This window comes from Microcystis sp. M113S1 (assembly GCF_020246945.1).
Taxonomy (GTDB): domain Bacteria; phylum Cyanobacteriota; class Cyanobacteriia; order Cyanobacteriales; family Microcystaceae; genus Microcystis.
On record NZ_JADBSA010000031.1, the window covers coordinates 1 to 20,060 of the forward strand.

The window sequence follows — 20,060 nt, forward strand, 5'->3', positions numbered from 1 at the left end:
ATCACTAATAGCCTTAGCTAAATTATGATTGCGTACCATGCCTTTGACATTGAGATTTTCTACCGCAATAACTTGGTTTTCGTTAACTATCTTACGGGATAGCTTGTGGAGAAAATCCTCACGACATCTTGAGATTTTAGAGTGAACTTTAGCTACTTTACGTCTAGCTTTTTGACGGTTGTTACTTCCTTTCTTTTTACGAGAAAGCTTTTGTTGTTTCCGTTTTAGATTGCGTTGATGTTTAGCAAAATGTTTAGGGTTATCATATTTACTACCATTACTGGTAATACCAAAATGATTAAGTCCTAAATCGATTCCTATGGCTTTACCGTCCGATGACTGACTGGGCAACTCTGATCCGTCATCAACTAAAATAGAAGCGTAGTATTTGCCGTCTGGGTTTTTTGAGATAGTAACAGTTTTAATTGTTCCTGCAAATTCCCGATGACGAACACAATAAACTAATCCAATTTTAGGAAGCTTTAGATAATCCCCCTCAAATTTGACATTAGCTGGATAGCTAATTGATTGTTTACCATGTTTAGATTTGAATCTTGGTAATCTCGCCCGTTTCTCAAAAAAATTCTGATAAGCTTGCGATAAGTTCAACGCAACAACCTGTAAGCACTGGGAATAAGCATCTGTCAACCACTCATATTCTTTTTTGAGACTAGGCAATAGTCCCTGAATATAGTTTCTTGTCAGTCCTTTTCCTGTGGTTTTATAGGTTTCTTGGCATAAATTCAGGGAATAATTCTAAAACCAACGACAACAACCAAAGCTTTTTGTTAAGGCTATTTCTTGCTCGGTATTAGGCTTAAGTCTGAATTTGTACGCTTTGTACATAGTTGTTATCAAGAAACTATAACTATGATAACCTAGTTTTTAGGAATTGTCTATATACAAAGTCATACTAAATCCTGTTTAAAAAGTATAGGAGAGAAGGGATGGGGGATGGGGGATGGGGGATGGGGGGGAAACAATCCATAACTGGGTTTTTAAAGTTAGATCGGCAGTTAATCACAGGATTAAAAACGGATTTAGTATCAGCATTCATCCCATCGCTAAAAGCGAGGGACTTCTGCTGACACTAAGTTAAAAAAAACGGCATCCTACCAGGGTAGGATGCCGGCTCGGTCAAAACTAGAAACTAGACTTGGGCTGCCACTTTTGATTCAGCGGCCATTAGTTTTTCGTAGGTTTCACGCATTTTGAGACCGACTAACACTTGGAATAAACCCGTACCATTGGTAGAACCGGGATAATCCTTGTGTTTGAGCAGTAATTCGGTCATTTCACCGTAGTATTTAGTACCGGTTTTACTCAAATGGCTTTCGATGTAGATCATTTCTTCGAGGTTATCGAATTGACCATCTAGTTCCAGAATCGACACTTCATTCCCCAAGAAGCCATCTGGACCATAGTAGAGTTTAATACCGGGATAAGCGCAGGTCAATTTACGACCACAGGGCCGCCAATCGATGGTGGAACCTTCATCAAACAGATAAGCGGGTTCAAAGTTTTCTACCCCTTCTTTCTGGATTAAACGGACCCGTAGTAACTTACTTTCGTGATCTTCAAGTAATTGGGTGGGCAGCACTTGAATCACCACGTCAGCGTACTCTCTTTGGGGATCGATATAGGCACTGAAATCCGGTTTTCTAGAATTAATAGCCGCCATCACATCATCATAGGTGTGACCGCGCTCGGCCATATCCCGTTGAATTTTCCAGTTAACTTTGACTTCATCGCTAATATCGAGATAAACGCTGAAATCTAATAGGGCCCGGACTCGTTCATCATATAAGGGGTGCAGTCCCTCGATCACGATTACCTTATTCGGTTCGATGATTTCGGGGGGATCGATCATTCCCGTTTCATGATTATAAATAGGTTTATTAATGGCTTGACCTTCCTTGAGAGCTTTAATCTGCTCGTACATCAGGTCAAAGTTATTCGCTTTCGGATTGAGTGCGGTGACACCCACCTCTTTTCTCTGTTTGCGATCGAGACAATGGTAGTCATCTAAACAGATCACTGTCATAAACTCGGCCCCGAATAAATCCGTCAAACGACGTAAAAAAGTAGACTTCCCACAACCGGAGTCCCCAGCTACACCGATTAGAACCACGCGCTCTGGCTTATTGGCCATAGTTTCCCTCTAAATACACAACTAATTGTTAACCCATAGTATGTAATTAAACCAGACTCTGGATCCAGCAGTACCCCGCCGGCACAAATTTCTGCTGCTGACAGGTTCGGCAAGAGCCTCACGCTAGAATGAGTAGGTATTTGATACTAGATATTCTGTTCAGATCATACCGGAATCAGTGGCCAAAATCATTTATCAGTAATCAGTAAACAGTGAAAAGACAGCACTGTTAATGCTATTTCATCCTCCTCACTTAATACCCCTGACTAAAAACCCAGATCTGATAACTGATAACTGGTAACTGATCACTGAGTGCTGATTACTGACAGGCTGCGGTGGATGTGGAGAAATTTAGTTATTTCCTCCACTGCTAGAGGTCCACTGATGCGATTGCCTTGCATTCTCTCGCAACCTAATTCTTGCAGGATTTCTAATTGTTGTTGGGTTTCTACTCCCTTGGCGATCACTATTAAGTTAAAACTTTTCGCTATCGCTAACAATGACGAGATAAAACGGGTATCTTGGGGATTATTACTCAGGTTTTTCGTTAAAGATTGCTCTATTTTCAGTTTTTTCACGGGAAATTGACCGAGATAGGCGATCGACGCGTAACCGCTGCCAAAATCATCAAGGGTGATACTAATACCCAATTCCTGCAAATCCCCAAGAATTCGACCGGTTTCGCGGCTATTTTCTAGTAAACTTGTCTCGGTTATTTCCATCTCCAGAAAGAAAGGCCCGATTTTGCTTTCAGTCAAGACTTCTTTGAGGATGGTGAGCAACTGCGGATCCCGCAATTGGTGCGGGGACAGATTGATCGAGATGGGAGTGTATAATAATCCTCGCTGCTGCCATATTTGTGCTTGTTGACAGGCATTTTTCAGCACCCAACGATTAAGCTCAAGGATTAACTCGCTTTCTTCGACTAAGGGTAAGAAACGATTAGGAGCGATTAATCCGAATTGAGGGTGTAACCAGCGCAATAATACCTCTAACCCTTCCACTTGTCCCTGAGTCATATTAACTTGCGGTTGATAGTAAAGAGCTAATTCATTGTTTCTGATTGCCTGATAGAGAAAATATTCAACTTTAGAACTACGAGTATTTTTAGGGCGAACATTAACTGACTCTATCCTGGAGTTATTATTGATATTATTCTTGACCGCTACTAAATTCTTCTCCAGTTTCTGTAAAGTTATTTTTCTGTCTGTGCCGACGGGGGGACAGATAACTGAACCTAAATTTAATCGCACGGCTAGGGAGTGATTTTCGATTTCGTAATTATTTTCTAGGGTTTTAATAATTCTTTGACTAACTTTTTCCAGATCATTGGCATTATTAATTTGTGGCAGCAGGATAATAAATTCGTCCCCTCCCCAACGAGCGACTATATCCCCCGATCTCAAATTTTTTCTTAACCGTTCACTGACGATTTTTAATAGCTTATCTCCCAGTCGATAACCTAGTCGATTGTTGATATTTCTTAGCCGCTCTACATCCACTAATAACAGACCGAGCAGTTGATTACTTTTCTGGGCATTATTAATAGCATTTGACAGATATTCATTAAAGAGAGAACGGTTAGGCAAATTCGTGAGAGGATCTAGGGAAGATTCCTCTTGAGTCCTGTTATCAAAACTAAGGGTCTGGGATGGGGAATTATGGAGAATTAGGGTACTTTTTGTGTGGAGGTTATTCTGGCTATAATTTGCTTCATTTTCCGTTAGATTCACTCGTAGCTGTCCTGAACTTTTAACCGGTGCTTGCTCTATTTTTTCTTGACTGGCTATTAAATGAAAACTGGCATTTATATCACAGCCAAAGTTAATTAAATCACCATCTTTTAATTCATGAACCAAGCATTTAGACCCATTGACATAAATACCATTATGACTTTTATTTCCCTCTAAATCACCATCAAGAATCCAATAGGAAAATTTTTGGCGATCAATACTCTTTTTAATTAAAGTCGCATGATAGCGAGACGCGTGTTTGGAGCGAAGAACAATTTGATTATCGGACTTACGGCCGAGAGAATATTTCATGTCTTCTAGGGTAATTGTTCTTCTCCCTTGAGGATCTTCCACAATGAGGAGATAACGGGAATTGGATGAACCATTAATCATTTTTTCGGTACCTCGACAAAATATAAGTTAATATGCTCTCTCAAAAAGTCATAGCTTATTCGTCTTTGACTTAATTTATTTTCTCAATAAAGTGTTGGGTGTGATTCGGAACAGTTACTTAACGGCAATTGCGTCACATCTTCTGGTTTCAAGGCCTGAGTCAACCAAAATCCTTGTACTTCTCCAAGTTCTGTTCTAGGCCGATTATAGTCGATAACATGGCTAAATGCTCGGTTTTTGATGGTAAAGATTGGATAAAGGTTCGATCTTCAAACTGTCGAGGGGATATTTATAAATATAACTTAAGAAGGAATAGCCAGCATCAAATTTATCTAAAACTAACTGTACCCCTAATTACTTGGCTTAAAGCTGACCCCGCTCCCACGCAGTTTTAACGAGTAATTCAGATAGTCAACAGCTTACCGACAATCAGCCATTATCAGTCATCCTTAAACTGGTACAAATGTATGAACAACCCCGTGTAAGCATCCCACTTGCAAAGCTAATGCTTTCCAGCGTTTGGGGGAGACAGTTCCTCCACGGACATCTGAGAGCAAATCGGTTTTTAGTGGTACGACTAACTGCCAATCAAACTTTAAAAACCCGCTCCCTTCTCCCCACTTCCCACTCCCCAACGGAGGGTTTGGGGGGTAGAATCCCCCAAGAGTCAAAGATTAAGTGATAAAATCGGAAATAACAGCCAATTCTAGCAGAGAGTTTCCCTTTAAAAATCCCAACCTAGTAAATTGACAAAAATGAGATGCAACCGACAGGAGTTCTCCCTATGGATAGCAACCGATTAATCGAAGAATTAAAAAATCCCGACTTTTATCCTCATTCTGTAAAAATTCCCGTTGAAATTATCCAAACCCATGCTTCAATTATCTTCTTGACAGGAGATTATGCCTATAAAGTCAAGAAACCAGTTAATTATAATTTTTTAGATTTCTCCACTTTAGAAAAGAGAAAGTATTATCTAGAACAGGAACTAGAGTTAAATAAAAGAGTCGCGGCGAATATCTATCTGGAAGTTTTGTCAATTAATGAGGAACGGGGTAGCATAAGTTTAAATGGAGAAGGGAAAGCGATCGAATACATTTTAAAAATGAATCAGTTTCCCCAAGAATGTTTACTGAGTAAGGTTTTTGAACGGGGAGAACTAACGGAAAAAGCCATAAAATCTTTGGCTGAAAAAGTGGCAGGATTTCATCGACAAGCTCTGACTAATTCCTATATTACCCAATTTGGCAATTTAGAAGTTATTAAACAAGCTTTTGATGAAAACTACCAACAAACCGAGAAATATATTAATTTTGTCCAAACCCAAAAACAATACGATGAAACGAAAGCTTATACAGATAAATTCTTCGCAGAACACGGAGATTGGTTAGAAGAAAGACAAATAAAAGGGATGATTCGCGAATGTCACGGAGACTTACATTTAAATAATATCTGTCAGTGGCAGGGAGAAATACAATTATTTGATCGCATAGAATTTAATGAATCTTTTCGCTTTGTTGATGTCATGTATGATCTTGCTTTTACAGCCATGGATTTAACCGCTAGGGGGAGAGAAGATTTCGCTAATTTATTTGTGAATACTTATTTAGAACAAACCGCCGACTGGGAGGGTTTAAAAGTCTTGCCTCTCTACCTGACTAGACAAGCATATGTGAGGGCAAAAGTCAATAGTTTTTTGCTTGATGGTGACAGTTTTTCCGAGAAAATTAAAGCCAATGCACAGGATTATTATCAATTAGCTTGGCAGTACACACAACCGCAGAAACCGAGATTAATTCTGATGTCGGGATTTTCTGGCTCGGGTAAGAGTACCATAGCGAAAGTAATTGCTAAAAATCTTAATGCTATTCAGATTCGTTCCGATGCAGTTCGCAAACATTTGGCTGGAATTGACTTAAATCAAACAGGAATTCTCGACATATATAGTCTGGAAATGAGTCAAAAAACCTTCGCTAGAATGGCAGAATTAGCCGAAATCTTAATAGCTTTAGGTTATCCGGTTATTCTCGATGCACGCTACGATAAATATGCTTGGCGAGAACCCTTATTAACCTATGCCCAAAATTTACAGATTCCTTTTCATATTGTCCATTGTCACGCACCTATAGAAGTTTTAAAACAACGGATTGCCGCTAGAAAAGGTGATATTTCTGACGCTACTATCGAGGTTTTAAATGCCCAAATTGAGAAAACAGAACCTTTTAATGAAAAAGAACAACCCTATCTAATTTCCCTAGACACTACTAATCCCGATTGGCCAGAATTTTTAGAGAGTCAATTAGATAAATAGGTTGAGATGAATCACCGATATAGCCATTCTTATAATTAAGTTATCTTGTATAAAGCAGCAAGAAGGAGAAGCGATTATGGAAACTGTAGTGTTAAATCTAGAGACAGTTAATCTGACCGATGAACAATTTTATCATCTCTGTCAGGCTAATCAAACATGGAATTTAGAACGTAATCAAAAAGGAGAATTATTAATTATGCCTCCCGTGGGTGGAAATAGTGGTAAACAGGAAGCTAATTTGATTGTTAAAGTTGGGGTATGGAACGAACAAACTCAACTTGGTGAGTTGTTTAGTTCTTCGACAATTTTTCGTTTACCAAATGGAGGAGATCGTTCTCCTGATGTTGCTTGGATAAAACGGGAGAGATGGGAAGCTTTGAGCGCAGAAGAGCGAGAAAAGTTCCCACCTTTGTGTCCCGATTTTGTGATTGAATTACGTTCTCGTACCGATTCTTTAACCTCTTTACAGGACAAGATGCGTGAATATTTAGCCAGTGGTTTACGTTTAGGTTGGTTGATTAATCCGCAACAGCAGCAGGTGGAAATCTACCGACTAAATAGCGATGTGGAAATTATTAATTTACCTGCTATTTTATCCAGAGAAGATGTGTTAACCGGGTTTGTTTTGAATTTAACATAGGAAGGATTACAGGGAATAACAAAGGGAATGACACCGAATCAGGCTATCTCTATTTTGTCAAAACATTTCCAGAAAAGCGATCGATTGTCAGCTTGGCGGTGTATAATCTCTCAATATCGCCCAAAAAAAAGAATCAGGATTTCAGGAACAGATTCTCTGGCTACTGCTTCAAAGAAAGAGGAAACTCTCAGTCACAACATTGATATTTGTCAATAATGTCACCTAAAATTTTCAATCATCACTTTACTCCCCTCAAATCCCTCTCTTTGGGGTTATTTCTCCTGCAAGCTTTCACTCCCCTCACCCTAGCAGCCCCCCCGCGAGAACCGGATCAAACCGTCGGCTGTGATATTCTGGTGGTGGGTGGTGGTTTAGCCGGTGCCGGTGCGGCCTACGAAGCTTTATTATTAGGAAAAACCGTCTGTTTAACCGAGATTACCGACTGGGTGGGGGGACAGATATCTTCTCAGGGAACCTCCGCATTAGATGAAAGACGAACACAAAGAGAAAAATTATTTTTCCCGAAAGGTTATCTAGAATTTAGGGAAAGAATTAGAAAGCATTACGGGAAACGCAACCCCGGAGAATGTTGGGTAAGCGGGTCTTGTTTTTTGCCTTTTGATGGACATAAATTATTATTTCAACAGTTAGAAGACGCTGCCAAAAAAGGCAAAGGAACCCTGAAATGGTTTCCCACCACGGTAGTCAAAGAATTAAATATTGAAACTTTACCCAATCGCGGTACTGGTCAACAGATTACCGGTGTAATTGCTATTCAACATAGTCCCGCAAAAGGTACTCCTCCCCTAAATACCGAGTTTTTATCGCAAAAAATGGAGGATATCTATCGCTACGAAAATTCTCCCCGTTTTGATAAGAAAATCCTCCGTTTTGTCCCCAAATCCTCCCAACCGAATCAATTAGCAGATTGGTATGTGATTGAAGCGACCGAAACCGGGGAAATAATCGGATTATCAGATATTCCCTACCGTTTAGGTGTCGATAAGCGCAGTTATCTCGAACCTTCTTCCTCTAGCGTCACTGGAGACCCCTACTGTACCCAAGGCTTTACCTATACCTTCGCCATGGAGGAAACAGAAAAACCACAAACCCACGAGAAACCCGTTTATTATGAACGCTATGCCCCCTATTTTAGCTATGAATTGCCCCGATTAGCCGATTTTGACCTCGTTTTCACCTATCGTCGTATTTGGAGTCCGCAACTGGGTAAAGAGAAAACCTTTGGGGGAATTACTTTCACTGAACCCGTCCCGGGGGATATTTCCATGCAGAATTGGACCTGGGGAAATGATTATCGTCCGGGGACTGCTAAGGATAACTTTATCTACACCCGTGAACAGTTGCAACAGTTAGGACAGTTATCTCCGGGGGGATGGATGGGAGGATTACGCACCGAAACCCTCGCGAGGGGCGAAGAACACGCCATTTCCTACTATTATTGGTTAGTAGAAGGAACCACCGATTCCCAGTTAGGGGACGGGGTAAAAGTTCCCCATTTGAATAACCGTTATCTCTCCGGTTTTGATTCTCCCATGGGTACTGCCCACGGTTTGTCAAAATATCCCTATATTCGGGAAGCAAGACGGATTATCGGTCGTCCTTCCCTGACTTACCCCGATGGTTTTACCGTCACAGAAATCGATATTTCCCGACAAAATTTTCAAAGCGATTTCTATCGTCAAAATCTTTCTCCAGCAGAATATCGGCGCTTAATTGCCACCTTGGCAGGATTAGAGGGATTTTCCGTACTTGATGGCACATTATCCCCCGATAAGGCCGTTAAACGCAAGCGATCGACTATTTACCCCGATTCCGTCGGTATCGGTCACTATGCGATTGATTTTCATCCCTGCATGACGGAACATCCCCCCGAAAAACCGGGTAATACAGAAAAAGCAGGAGAAAGACAGGGACAAGGGCAAGCTTACCCCTTCGAGATCCCTTTAAGGGCTATAATTCCCCAAAAAATCGATAATTTACTGATAGCGGGCAAAAGTATCGCCCTTAGTCATATTGCCGCGGCCGCCTATCGTGTCCATTCCTTCGAGTGGTCCTCTGGGGTAGCTGCTGGCATCACGGCCGTGTATGCTTTAGATAATAATGTACTGCCCTATCAATTAGTAGAAAGTGACTTTCTCATTGGGAATAAACAACTGCGAGAATTACGACAAAAAATCGCTGCTAGTGGTAATCCAACTGTGTTCCCCGATGCCTCAATTTTCCGGTCGATGGATGATTGGTATTAATTAGGGTCTGCTGAAAAAGTTTTTCGGTGGGGGTTGGGGGTCGGGGGTTGGGGGATGGGGGATGGGGGATGGGTTTTACCGATTTTCAGGTGGCCAACTACCTAATTTTCAGGGAAAAAGTACCTGAATTTTCCCCCTGATCACTCCCATGCCTGGTACTTTTTGATTGACAAAAAGTCTAAAAGTCTTACCCAACAAGGTTTTTAGATTTATTCAGCAAACCCTAATTAACAAAAATTGCAGGAGTCAGGAGTCTTTAAGCAGTCAGCAGTCAGCAACTCGGACTGTGATAATAACTAGAAAACGGTTACGACTGTTTTGGGTTGAGAATACTATTAATAATCAGAGCGTTTTTGGGAAGATAAGGAGGATCAATCATTTCACGATGAATACCAGTGGCATAATGATTGATTCTTTCTCCTTTTGTTGCTTGTATCCAATCATCTTGAGCTTCATAGTTTCCCTCAGCACGAATCAAATGAATAGTCCCTTGAATTTGTACATTTTTTAAGTCGGAATTCCAAAGAAAATTAAAGTATTCCCACACTTGATTATAAGTGCGATTGCGGAGTTTTTGATTCTCTAAAAAGTAACCTCTTAATTGCTGACGTTTGGGATTTAATAAGAAAGCATCAACCCCTTCTTGAATCTCTGACATATCAGCTTTTTTAGCCTCACGTCCTCCTCTGTAAGTATCCAGTAAAATGACATCAGAAACAACTCTCCCTCGACTTTCTAATTGTTGAGCCATTAACATCGCTAAAAATCCGCCGGCGGAATGTCCCATTAATTTTATATCTTGATTCTGAGCCAAATCCTCAATTAATTCAGCGTATTTTTCTAACATTAATTCATCGCTAATATACCGGAAAGTATAAATAGCATAATTCGTTAGATACTCTGCTAAATTGGCATAAGCAGCAGCGAAACCAAGAGCGGGAGGAAATAAAAAGACGGCTTTTTTTTGCTCCTTATTAAACACCACATAAGGACGTTCTTTCGGTTGAATATTCATCTCCTGAGCATAGATAATATAATCGCTTAATTCGGCTACTGTTGGCTTTTCATAAATCATTGATAAAGGAATTTCTATGGCCATTTTTTCATAAATTAAAGCCATAAGATTCATAGCTTGTAATGAATGACCCCCCAACTCAAAGAAGTTATCATTAACCCCTATCTTGCCAGCTTGTAGAAGTTGTTGCCAAAGACTTACTAAGATAGTTTCCGTTGAATTGCGGGGTGCTAAATAGGGTGATTCAACTAGAGAAGTCTCATCCGGTATAGGCAATTTATGAACGTCTATTTTTCCGTTAGGATTTAAGGGAAAATCCGACAACAGGACAAAAGCAGAAGGGATCATATAAACGGGTAATTTCTGTTGTAAGAAACGGTGCAGCTCCTGAGAAGTTAATAAAGTATCTTTTCTCATTACATAAGCAACTAACCGTTGATTATGTAATGTGTCTTCCCGCATAATCACAACAGCTTGTTCGACGTTGGGATGAGTTTCTAAAACTGTCTGAATTTCTCCTAATTCAATGCGGAAACCTCTCAGCTTAACTTGGTTATCAATTCGCCCTAAATATTCAATATTGCCATCGGGAAGATAGCGAGCTAAATCCCCCGTTTTATATAATTTCCCCTGAGCAAAAGGATGAGGAATAAATTTTTCAGCCGTTAATTCAGGTTGGTTGAGGTATCCACGCGCTAAACCCATTCCACCAATATGTAATTCTCCAGCAACACCAATAGGAACCGGTTGAAGATAGCTGTCGAGGATATAAACTTGAACATTAGCAAGGGGACATCCAATAGAAATTTGGGAATTTGGCTGACAGCACCAGCCAGTGGTATAAACGGCTGCTTCTGTCGGTCCATAAAAGTTATATAATTCACAGTTTAACTGCTGAAAAAATCGTTGATTGAGTTCATAAGATAAGGCTTCTCCCCCGACAATTACTCGTTTTAAACAGTGGCAATCTTTGCTCTTGGGATGTTGCAGAAAAACTCGCAATATTGAGGGAACACAAGTGAAATAAGTTACTTGTTCTTGCACAATTAAATCTATTAAATAATCTATATCTTTATACCCGTCAGGTTTAGCCACGACTAGGGTAGCACCAGATGTTAAAGATGAGAAAACTTCCCAAACTGAAACATCAAAACTAAAGGGAGTAATTTGGAGAATGCGCTCTTCAGAGGTAAGATTATAATAATCAATAGTGTATTTCAGAGTATTAGAAATTCCTCTATGAATATTCATCACACCTTTAGGTTTTCCTGTTGAACCAGAAGTGTATATAACATAAGCTAAATTTTCTGGTTTAACTGGAGAGTTCAAATTCTCTTGACTATAATTAGCTATCTTTAACCAATCTGTATCTAAACACAGTATTTTGGGGCAATTTTCTGGTAGAGATTGAACTAAAGATTGCTGAGTTAACAACAGAGAGATAGCTGAATCAGATATCATATAATCCAAGCGCTCAGGGGGATAATTAGGATCCAAAGGAACATAAGCTCCCCCGGCTTTAATAATTCCCAATATTCCGATGATCATCTCAAAGGAACGCTCAATAAAAATCCCCACTAATACTTCTGAAGTTACGCCTTTTTCTTGTAAATAGTGACCGACTTGATTAGCTCGATTATTTAACTCTCGATAGGTCAATTTTTCGCCATCAAAAATAAGAGCTATTGCCTCGGGATTATCTCTAACTTTTTCTTCAACTAACTGGTGCAGACACTTTTGAGAATAAGCGACTTCGGTTTGATTCCACTCTATTAGTAATTGATGCCGTTCTTCAGGGGTTAATAAATTAATCTCAGATAATTGACAATCTGGATTCTGAATTACACTTTCAATAATTTGTAAAAAGTGACCGCTCATTCTGGCGATAGTTTCAGGCAAAAATAAATCTGGCTCATATTCAATAGCTAATATAAGATTATGACTATCTTCAAAGAAGCTCCAAGTCATATCAAATTGAGCCATGCGTGGTTTTAGGGGATAGGGTTGATGTTCCAAACCTGGAATTTTTAAGACAGTTTTGCTTTCTTTACCCAGTAGAGAAAACATGACATCAAATAAGGGATTTCGGGACAGATCTCGTTCTAAATTGAGAGCAGATACTAATTTATCAAAAGGATAATCACGATATTCATAAGCATCAAGACAGGTGTTAGTTACTTCCCCTAAGACTTGCTTAAAAGTTACTCCCTCTGGTAATAAAGATCTCAAAGCCAAGGTGTTAACATAAAACCCGATCTGGTTTTCTAAATCAGGATGATTTCGTGCTGAAATAGGGATACCAACTACTAAATCCCGTTGACCGGTGTGGCGGTAGAGTAATATTTTAAAGAAAGTCAGTAGGGTAATAAATAGAGTCGTATTATTTCCAGTTGCAAAGGTTTGTAATTGTTGGCTAAGACTCTCACTAAATTGATAAGTGTAGGAAGCCGCTTGAGAAGATTTTACTTGAGGTCGAGGGAAGTCTATCGGTAAGTTTAAGATAGGGGGATGTTCGGAAAAAACCTCACACCAATACTCATGTTGTTCTCTAACTTCTTCAGTTTCTAACCACTGATTTTGCCATGCCGCATAGTCTTTATACTGTAGGGTAAGAGGGGGTAATTCAGCTTTTTTTTGTTGAGTATAAGCAGAGTATAATGTCAAGAACTCTTGAAAGATAATATCAAGTGATTGTGCATCTCCAATAATATGATGGACAGTCAAACCAAAGATAAATTCTTCTGACTTAATCTGCACCAATAAGACTCGAACAAGGGGCAACTTTTCTAGACTAAAAGGTAAATTTGCCGAATCTTGAATCAAATCATCTGCTAAAAGTTCAGCCTCTTTTTCTCCTCTTAAATCTTTAAAAATGATTAACTGTTCTGTGGGGATTTGCTCATGAATAACTTGCTTAATATTGCCCCCAACACTGGTAAAAGTGGTTCTGAGAATTTCATGACGGTTCACCAGTTCTTGAAAGGCTGCTGTTAATATAGAAACATCTAATTTGCCATTAATTCTCATGGCAAGCCTAATATTATAAGCACTAGAAGATTCGCTGATATGCTGCAAAATCCAAAGCCTTCTTTGACCGTGAGAGACTTCGTAATATTTTTGTTTTTCCAGTGGGTTAATTGAGTCAGATTGTGGTAAGTTGATCATCGTTTTTGTCGGGATTGAATTAATACAGCTTGTTCTTTTAAAGTATTATGGGTAAAAATTTCCCGTAATCGGAGGGAAACCCCAAATTGATTACGGATTTGTGACACTAAGCGCATCGCCTTTAGACTGTTTCCTCCTAGTTCAAAAAATGACTGATTACTGTTACTCACTTCTGCTTCTAATAACTCACCCCAAAGGGAAGCTAATAAAGCTTCTTGTGGATTAAAATCTGGGACTTGGTTAGTTGAGTCAGTAATATTTTCTTCGGGTTTTGGCAAAGCTAGACGATGAATTTTTCCATTGGGTAACAAGGGAAAAGCTTCTAACCGCATTAAAAAGCTAGGCTGCATATAAATCGGTAAGAGTTGCTTTAATTTACCTCGAATATATTCCTGATGAACTGTATCCTCTGCTTGATAATAAGCAATTACGGTTACTAATTCCTCCTTTTTATTAGCTATAACTAAGGCTTTTTCTACTCCCTCAATCGCACTGAGGACATCTTCAATCTCTCCTAATTCAATCCGTACCCCATTTAATTTAATTTGGTTGTCACTGCGTCCTATTACTTCTAAAGTTAGATCAGGAAGCAGTCTGCCTAAGTCTCCAGTACGATAAACTATATCCCTCCCCCCATTCAAAGGATTAGGCACAAAAACTGAATGAGTTAAGCTTTCATCTTGATAATAACCTTTTGTTAAATAGGGGGATTTAACGAACACTTCTCCTACTTCTCCTATTGCCCTGGCGCGATTTCCATCAACCACTGCATAAGCGGCATCTGGCAAAGTTTGACCACCCGGAACCCGTTCATAGGGAATATTATTAGGGTTAGGAATTCGATAAAAATGCTTAACAAATGTAGTTTCACTTGCTCCATAAATATTGACAAATTCTGTCTGAGAGCCAAAAATTTGATGCCATTCAGCCAGTTCTTTCACAAATAAAGGCTCTCCTCCTAAGACAAAAATTCGCAAATTTTTCAGGAGATTATGAGCATTAATTAAACCACGCCCCATCTTTAAAAATAGACGCATTACCGAGGGGACAGTGTGTAGTAAGTTAATTTTCCATTCTCCTATTCGCAGTAATAAAAGCTCTAAGTCTTCTCGCTCTGTACTCTCTGGAATATACAGAGTTCCCCCTGAGCATAAAGTCACACAGGTTTCCCTCAAATAAGCATCAAAATTAATTTGAGCAATTTGTAAACAGCGCCAACTTTCATTAATGCCAAATTCCCGTTTTTCCCAATCAATGAAATGACGTAAGCTGCCGTGACTGCCTAAAATTGCTTTAGGTTCACCGGTTGAGCCAGAAGTAAACATAATATAATTAGAATCATCAGCATCCGGCATAGCTAGAACGGGTTGCAGTTTGCTTAATTGGCAAGGAAGCTCTTGATAATCCATGCCATTCCACTGATGATATTGCTGAATTTTATGAGCCTTAACCACTAAGATATGAGGCGGTTTTTCTAATGCGGATAGTTGGGGTTTAATCCCCTCTAAATTCTCCGCCGCAACTAAGATAATTTCGGGGCTAGTTTTAATCATCATGCGTTGCCGACGCTCCTCTGGTTCATCTAAACGTAGAGGTAAATAGATTCCTCCGGCTTTAAATACTGCCAGCATGGCGATTAACTGACGATAATCTCCTTCTAGGAGAACACCACAAACCTTGTCTTTTTCCACGCCTAATTCTTTTAAGGCATAAGCCCAAAAGTTAGTTAGTTCATGTAATTCTTGATAGCTAAATTTACCCCCTGGATAAATAATCGATGTTTTCTCCGGTTTGGCTTCAACTTGGTCAATAAAATCATGGATAATGGTACGGGTTTCTAAGCGAGGAATAGGATTGATAAAATTGGCGATGAAAGCGGTTTCTGCTGCCGATAACAAAGAAATGTCTTTGACGGGTTGGGCAGGGTTAGATAGCATTTCATTCAAGAGTTTATCGAAGTGAATGAGACATTTTTTCATCCTCTCCTCTTGGAATAAGTCGGTGTTATAAATTAGCTCTAATCTGAGTTTTTCCTGAGCTTCACTAAACACAAAAGATAGATCAAACTTACTGGTCGGGGTCAGGGAATCTAGAGATTTTATTTGTATATTTTCTAAGCCTACAGGTTGATCAAAATTTTGCAGAAGGACTAATATATCAAACAAGGGAGTGCGGTTAATTTCTCTAGAAACAGCTAATTTTTCTACTAAAATATCAAAGGGATAATCGGAATGTTCTAAGGCTTCGGTAACGGTTTGACGAACCTTTGCGAGTAGATTTTTGTAGCCTTTTTCGGGTTCAATTTGGTCACGAATAACTAAGGTATTGAGAAATAAACCGATTAGAGATTGCAGTTGAGGATGGTTTCTAGTGGCGATTTCTGTACCAATAGTAATATCATGTTGACCACTGTAGCGATACAGTAATATTTTGACAGCCGCTACCAATGCCATGAATAGGGTTATTTCGTTTTCCTGACAAATTTTTCTTAATTTAGAAATCGTTTCTCGGTCAAATGTCCAGCTTAAATGAGAACCCTTAAACGTCTTTATTTGGGGACGTTTAAAGTCTGTCGGTAAGTGAACTCTGGTCAGTTGTCCATTGTCCAGTTTTTGCCGCCAGTAATCTAGGTTTTTTGAATTATTTTCGCTCCTTAAAAGATTATTTTGCCACCCTGCATAATCTTTATATTGTATCGGCAATGGCTCTATATTAGGCTGTAATCCTTTGGCTAAATCAGAGTAGTATTCTAAGCATTCTTTAGCTAACAAACTCATTGACCAACCATCACAGATAATATGATGAATTTCTAACTCCAAAATATATTCATTCGGAGACAGTTTATAAACCTTAGAGCGCACCAGGGGACTTTTTTCTAAGTCAAACGCTTTTCTCTCTTTTGCAATCGTTTCTAAGATTTCTTCATCAGGTTTATTTGTCCAGTCTTTAAATTCCCAATCAAAAGGACGATTTTGCAGGATTTTCTGTTGTGGTTCACCGTTAATTAAAATGAAAGATGTCCGCAGGGATTCATGACGGGAAATCAATAATTGTATGGCTTTTTCAAAGACATCTGGGCTAAAATTTCCTGCTATTTTGAGGGTGGAAACAATATGATAAGCTACATTATTGAGCTCCATCTGTTGCAAGACATAGAAACGTCTCTGAGCATGGGATGTTTCGTAGGTTTCTTGTGCAGATACAAGGGGAATAGTGGCTACCGTCAGAGGGGTAACAGTGCTTAATAATTCTGCTTGTTCAGCAATGGTAGGATGAGCAAATACTTGTTTAATGGGCAAAGATTGCCCTAACTTTTCTTGAATTTTACTCACTAGAGAAATAGCTTTTAAGCTATGTCCTCCTAACTCAAAGAAGTTGTCATTAACCCCTATTTGTGATAGCTGAAGAACATCTTGCCAAATCTGAGCTAAGAGGCTTTCTTTTTCATTTCTTGGGGCTATATAAGCAGATTCAATAATTGATGTCTCATCGGGGACAGGTAATTTTTTCCTGTCTATCTTGCCATTGTTATTTAAGGGAAAATCTGACAACATGACAAAGGCAGAAGGAACCATATAAGCGGGGAGTTGATGCTGCAAGAAACGGCGCAATTCTCCGATACCTAATGAGGGGAATTTCCAGACTATATAAGCGACTAAGCGTTGATTTTCTGACGTATCTTCTCGCAAAATAACTACGGCTTTTTCCACTTGAGAATGGGTCTCTAAAACTGCTTCTATTTCCCCTAATTCAATCCGTAATCCCCTCAGCTTAACCTGATTATCAATGCGCCCTAAAAATTCAATATTGCCCTCTGGAAGATAGCGAACTAAATCCCCCGTTTTATATAATATACCCGAATTAAAAGGGTTAGAAATAAATTTTTCTTTAGTTAATTCCAGACGATTGAGATAACCCCGCGCTAACCCCACACTGCTAATATGTAACTCTCCAGGAACCCCAATCGGAAGCGGTTGTAAATTCTGATCTAAAATATAAATTTTTGTGTTAGAAATTGGCTTACCAATAGACGGGGATGAGGAGTTTCCTTCCTCATAATCGGGAACTATTCCTGAAGTGGTTACTACTGTATTCTCTGTGGGACCATAATTATTAATAAGCTTAAAAGGCATTGATACTGAAGGATAATGATGGAGTTTATCCCCACCCGTTAAGATAATTCTGAGGGCTATATTTTCATCCCATTCTAAAGATAAAATCTTCTCAACTAGGGGAGTTGGTAAAAAGCTGACGGTGATTTCTTGGGCAATTAACCAGTCTCGCAACTCCGGGGGAGATTGCATGATTTCAGGTTTAACTAAGACAAGACTCGCACCGGCTGTTAAACAGGGCCATAACTCCCAAACCGCAGCATCAAAAGCGCTTCTTGCTAGTTGAGTAGTTTTGTCTAAAGGCGTAATTTCAAAAGCGTCTTGATGCCAACAAATTAAATTCATTAACCCCCGATGGCTAATTAATACTCCTTTGGGTTTTCCCGTTGAACCTGATGTATAAATAACATAGGCTAAATTCTCAGGAGTCGTTAGATTGAAGGGATTTTCTGGGCTATAGGTAGCTATCTTTTCCCAATCCCTATCTAAACACAGTAATTCGGCACAAGTTTGGGGAAGAAAATCCCCTAAAGATTCCTGAGTTAACACCAAAGAAACACCCGAATCTGAGAGGATATCCCCCAAGCGCTCGGTAGGATAATCTGGCTCTAAAGGTACATAAGCTCCCCCAGCTTTTAATATCCCTAATAAACCGATGACCATCTCTAGGGAACGCTCCATAAAAATACCGACCAAACTTTCTGGATTCACCCCCTTATCTCGTAAACAGTGAGCTAACTGATTTCCCCGGTTATTTAACTGTTGATAGGTCAATTTGTGTCCTTCAAAAATAACCGCTATTCCCTCGGGATTCTGGGCAACTTGTTCCTCAAATAATTGATGCAAAGACTTATCTAAAGGATAATCAGCCTCAGTATTGTTCCACTCTACTAATAACTGATGTTGCTCTTCTGTTGTCAATATAGGTAATTGTGTTACTCGTTGCAGAGGTTCAGTAACAATTCCTGTTAAAATAGTCTGTAAATGTCCTGCCATCCGTTCAATCGTATCCTGAGTAAAACGGCCAGTATCATAGATTAACTGAATCAGTAACTCCTGTTTAGGAATAGCAACCACCGTCAAAGGATAATTAGTTTCCTCAAAATTCTCCACATCCTTAACCCTTAAGGATTGACGAGAATCTCTCGATAACGCTTCTCTGGGATAATTCTCAAAAACGACCAAACTCTCAAACAGGGGAACCCCCGGTGGAATATCACTCAATCTCTGTATTTCAGCCAGAGAAACATAAGCATAATCCTGAATTTCTGCTTGCTTTTGCTGTAATTCCTGTAACCAAGATAACAATAAATCTGATTCTCTGATGGAGACGCGCAGCGGCAATGTATTAATAAATAATCCTACCCTATGTTCTACCCCTGATAAATCATGGGGGCGACCAGAAACCGTAACCCCAAATAAAACTTCTGACTCCCCACTATAGCGACTGAGAAGAATCGCCCAAGCGGCCTGTACTAGAGTAGATAAGGTCAGATTATGCTTTTGTGCCAAAGATTGCAGGTCTTTCGAGTGAGAAGCCGATAAATGACAGTTATACTCTTTATAAGTCGGCTTACCTTCAGATTTCATTAACTGGAGTCTGTCCACCCTCAGGGGGGTGGGAGTCATAAACCCTTCAAGAGTTCGCTGCCAAAAACTCTCAGCAACAGATGGGTTTTGCTGCTGTAACCAAACAATATAATCTTGATAAGGACGCGGCAAAGGAAGATGATAACTTTTCCCTTGAATACCTGCCTCATAAAACCCTAAAACTTCTTGATAAATAATAGGCATACTCCAACCATCCAGAATAATATGATGATGATTGCAGAGGAATTTATAAGTTTGGTCTGATAGTTGAATCATCAAGCAGCGCATTAAAGGAGCAACTTTGAGTTCAAACCCTTGTTGACGCTCTGTTTGTAACAATAAATCTAAACGTTGTTGTTGTTCTCTGGGGGAAAGACTGCGCCAATCTTGATAATCCCAGGGCAAATCAACCTTTTTTCGCACAATTTGCAGAGGTTTTTCCCGTTTTTCCCAAAGAAATAGAGTCCTTAATACCGAGTGACGCTCGACAACTTTTTCCCACGCTTGCCTAAAAACTGTAAGGTTAATTTCTCCCTCCAGAGTAATTAGAGTTTGGCTACAATAAATCCCTGAATCAGGAGTATAGAGACTATGAAAGAGCATCCCTTCCTGCATGGGGGAAAGAGGATAAATAGACTCCACATTTTTGGCGGGTTGATTTTTTGTGTCTGCCACGAAAGAT

General features: G+C 39.5%; 7 protein-coding genes and 1 pseudogene. 3 read left to right on the forward strand and 5 right to left on the reverse strand.

Going from position 1 to position 20,060, the window contains the following annotated elements; all coding sequences use genetic code 11:
* The 3 genes and pseudogenes from IM319_RS01845 to IM319_RS01855 all read right to left on the reverse strand — a co-directional run.
* Positions 1-846, reverse strand: a pseudogene (locus tag IM319_RS01845) (RNA-guided endonuclease InsQ/TnpB family protein); the annotation flags it as partial.
* A gap of 304 nt (positions 847-1,150) precedes the next feature.
* Entirely contained in the window at positions 1,151-2,152 is a 1,002-nt protein-coding gene (locus IM319_RS01850) for a phosphoribulokinase (protein ID WP_287687044.1), read from the reverse strand.
* 305 nt (positions 2,153-2,457) lie between these two features.
* The gene (locus IM319_RS01855; RefSeq protein ID WP_287734396.1) at positions 2,458-4,278 is read right to left on the reverse strand and encodes an EAL domain-containing protein; all 1,821 of its coding nucleotides are present in this window, start codon (positions 4,276-4,278) and stop codon (positions 2,458-2,460) included.
* Between the two features lie 784 nt (positions 4,279-5,062).
* On the opposite strand from IM319_RS01855, the gene IM319_RS01860 reads away from it, so the two are divergent.
* The 3 genes from IM319_RS01860 to IM319_RS01870 all read left to right on the forward strand — a co-directional run bounded on the left by IM319_RS01860 (position 5,063) and on the right by IM319_RS01870 (position 9,496).
* A complete protein-coding gene (locus IM319_RS01860) occupies positions 5,063-6,589 on the forward strand; it encodes an AAA family ATPase (RefSeq protein WP_287734419.1) in 1,527 nt (508 codons plus the stop codon).
* Positions 6,590-6,665: 76 nt separating this feature from the next.
* Positions 6,666-7,229: a Uma2 family endonuclease gene (locus IM319_RS01865; RefSeq protein WP_287734398.1), complete on the forward strand. Its 564-nt coding sequence runs from the start codon at positions 6,666-6,668 to the stop codon at positions 7,227-7,229.
* A 215-nt stretch (positions 7,230-7,444) separates the two neighbouring features.
* Positions 7,445-9,496: an FAD-dependent oxidoreductase gene (locus IM319_RS01870; protein ID WP_287734400.1), complete on the forward strand. Its 2,052-nt coding sequence runs from the start codon at positions 7,445-7,447 to the stop codon at positions 9,494-9,496.
* A gap of 307 nt (positions 9,497-9,803) precedes the next feature.
* Here the strand turns inward: IM319_RS01870 and IM319_RS01875 are convergent, their stop codons facing one another.
* The gene (locus IM319_RS01875) at positions 9,804-13,676 is read right to left on the reverse strand and encodes a non-ribosomal peptide synthetase (protein WP_287734401.1); all 3,873 of its coding nucleotides are present in this window, start codon (positions 13,674-13,676) and stop codon (positions 9,804-9,806) included.
* A complete protein-coding gene (locus IM319_RS01880; protein WP_287734402.1) occupies positions 13,673-20,053 on the reverse strand; it encodes a non-ribosomal peptide synthetase in 6,381 nt (2,126 codons plus the stop codon). Before IM319_RS01880 ends, IM319_RS01875 begins: the two co-directional genes overlap by 4 nt.
* Positions 20,054-20,060 lie beyond the last annotated feature (7 nt).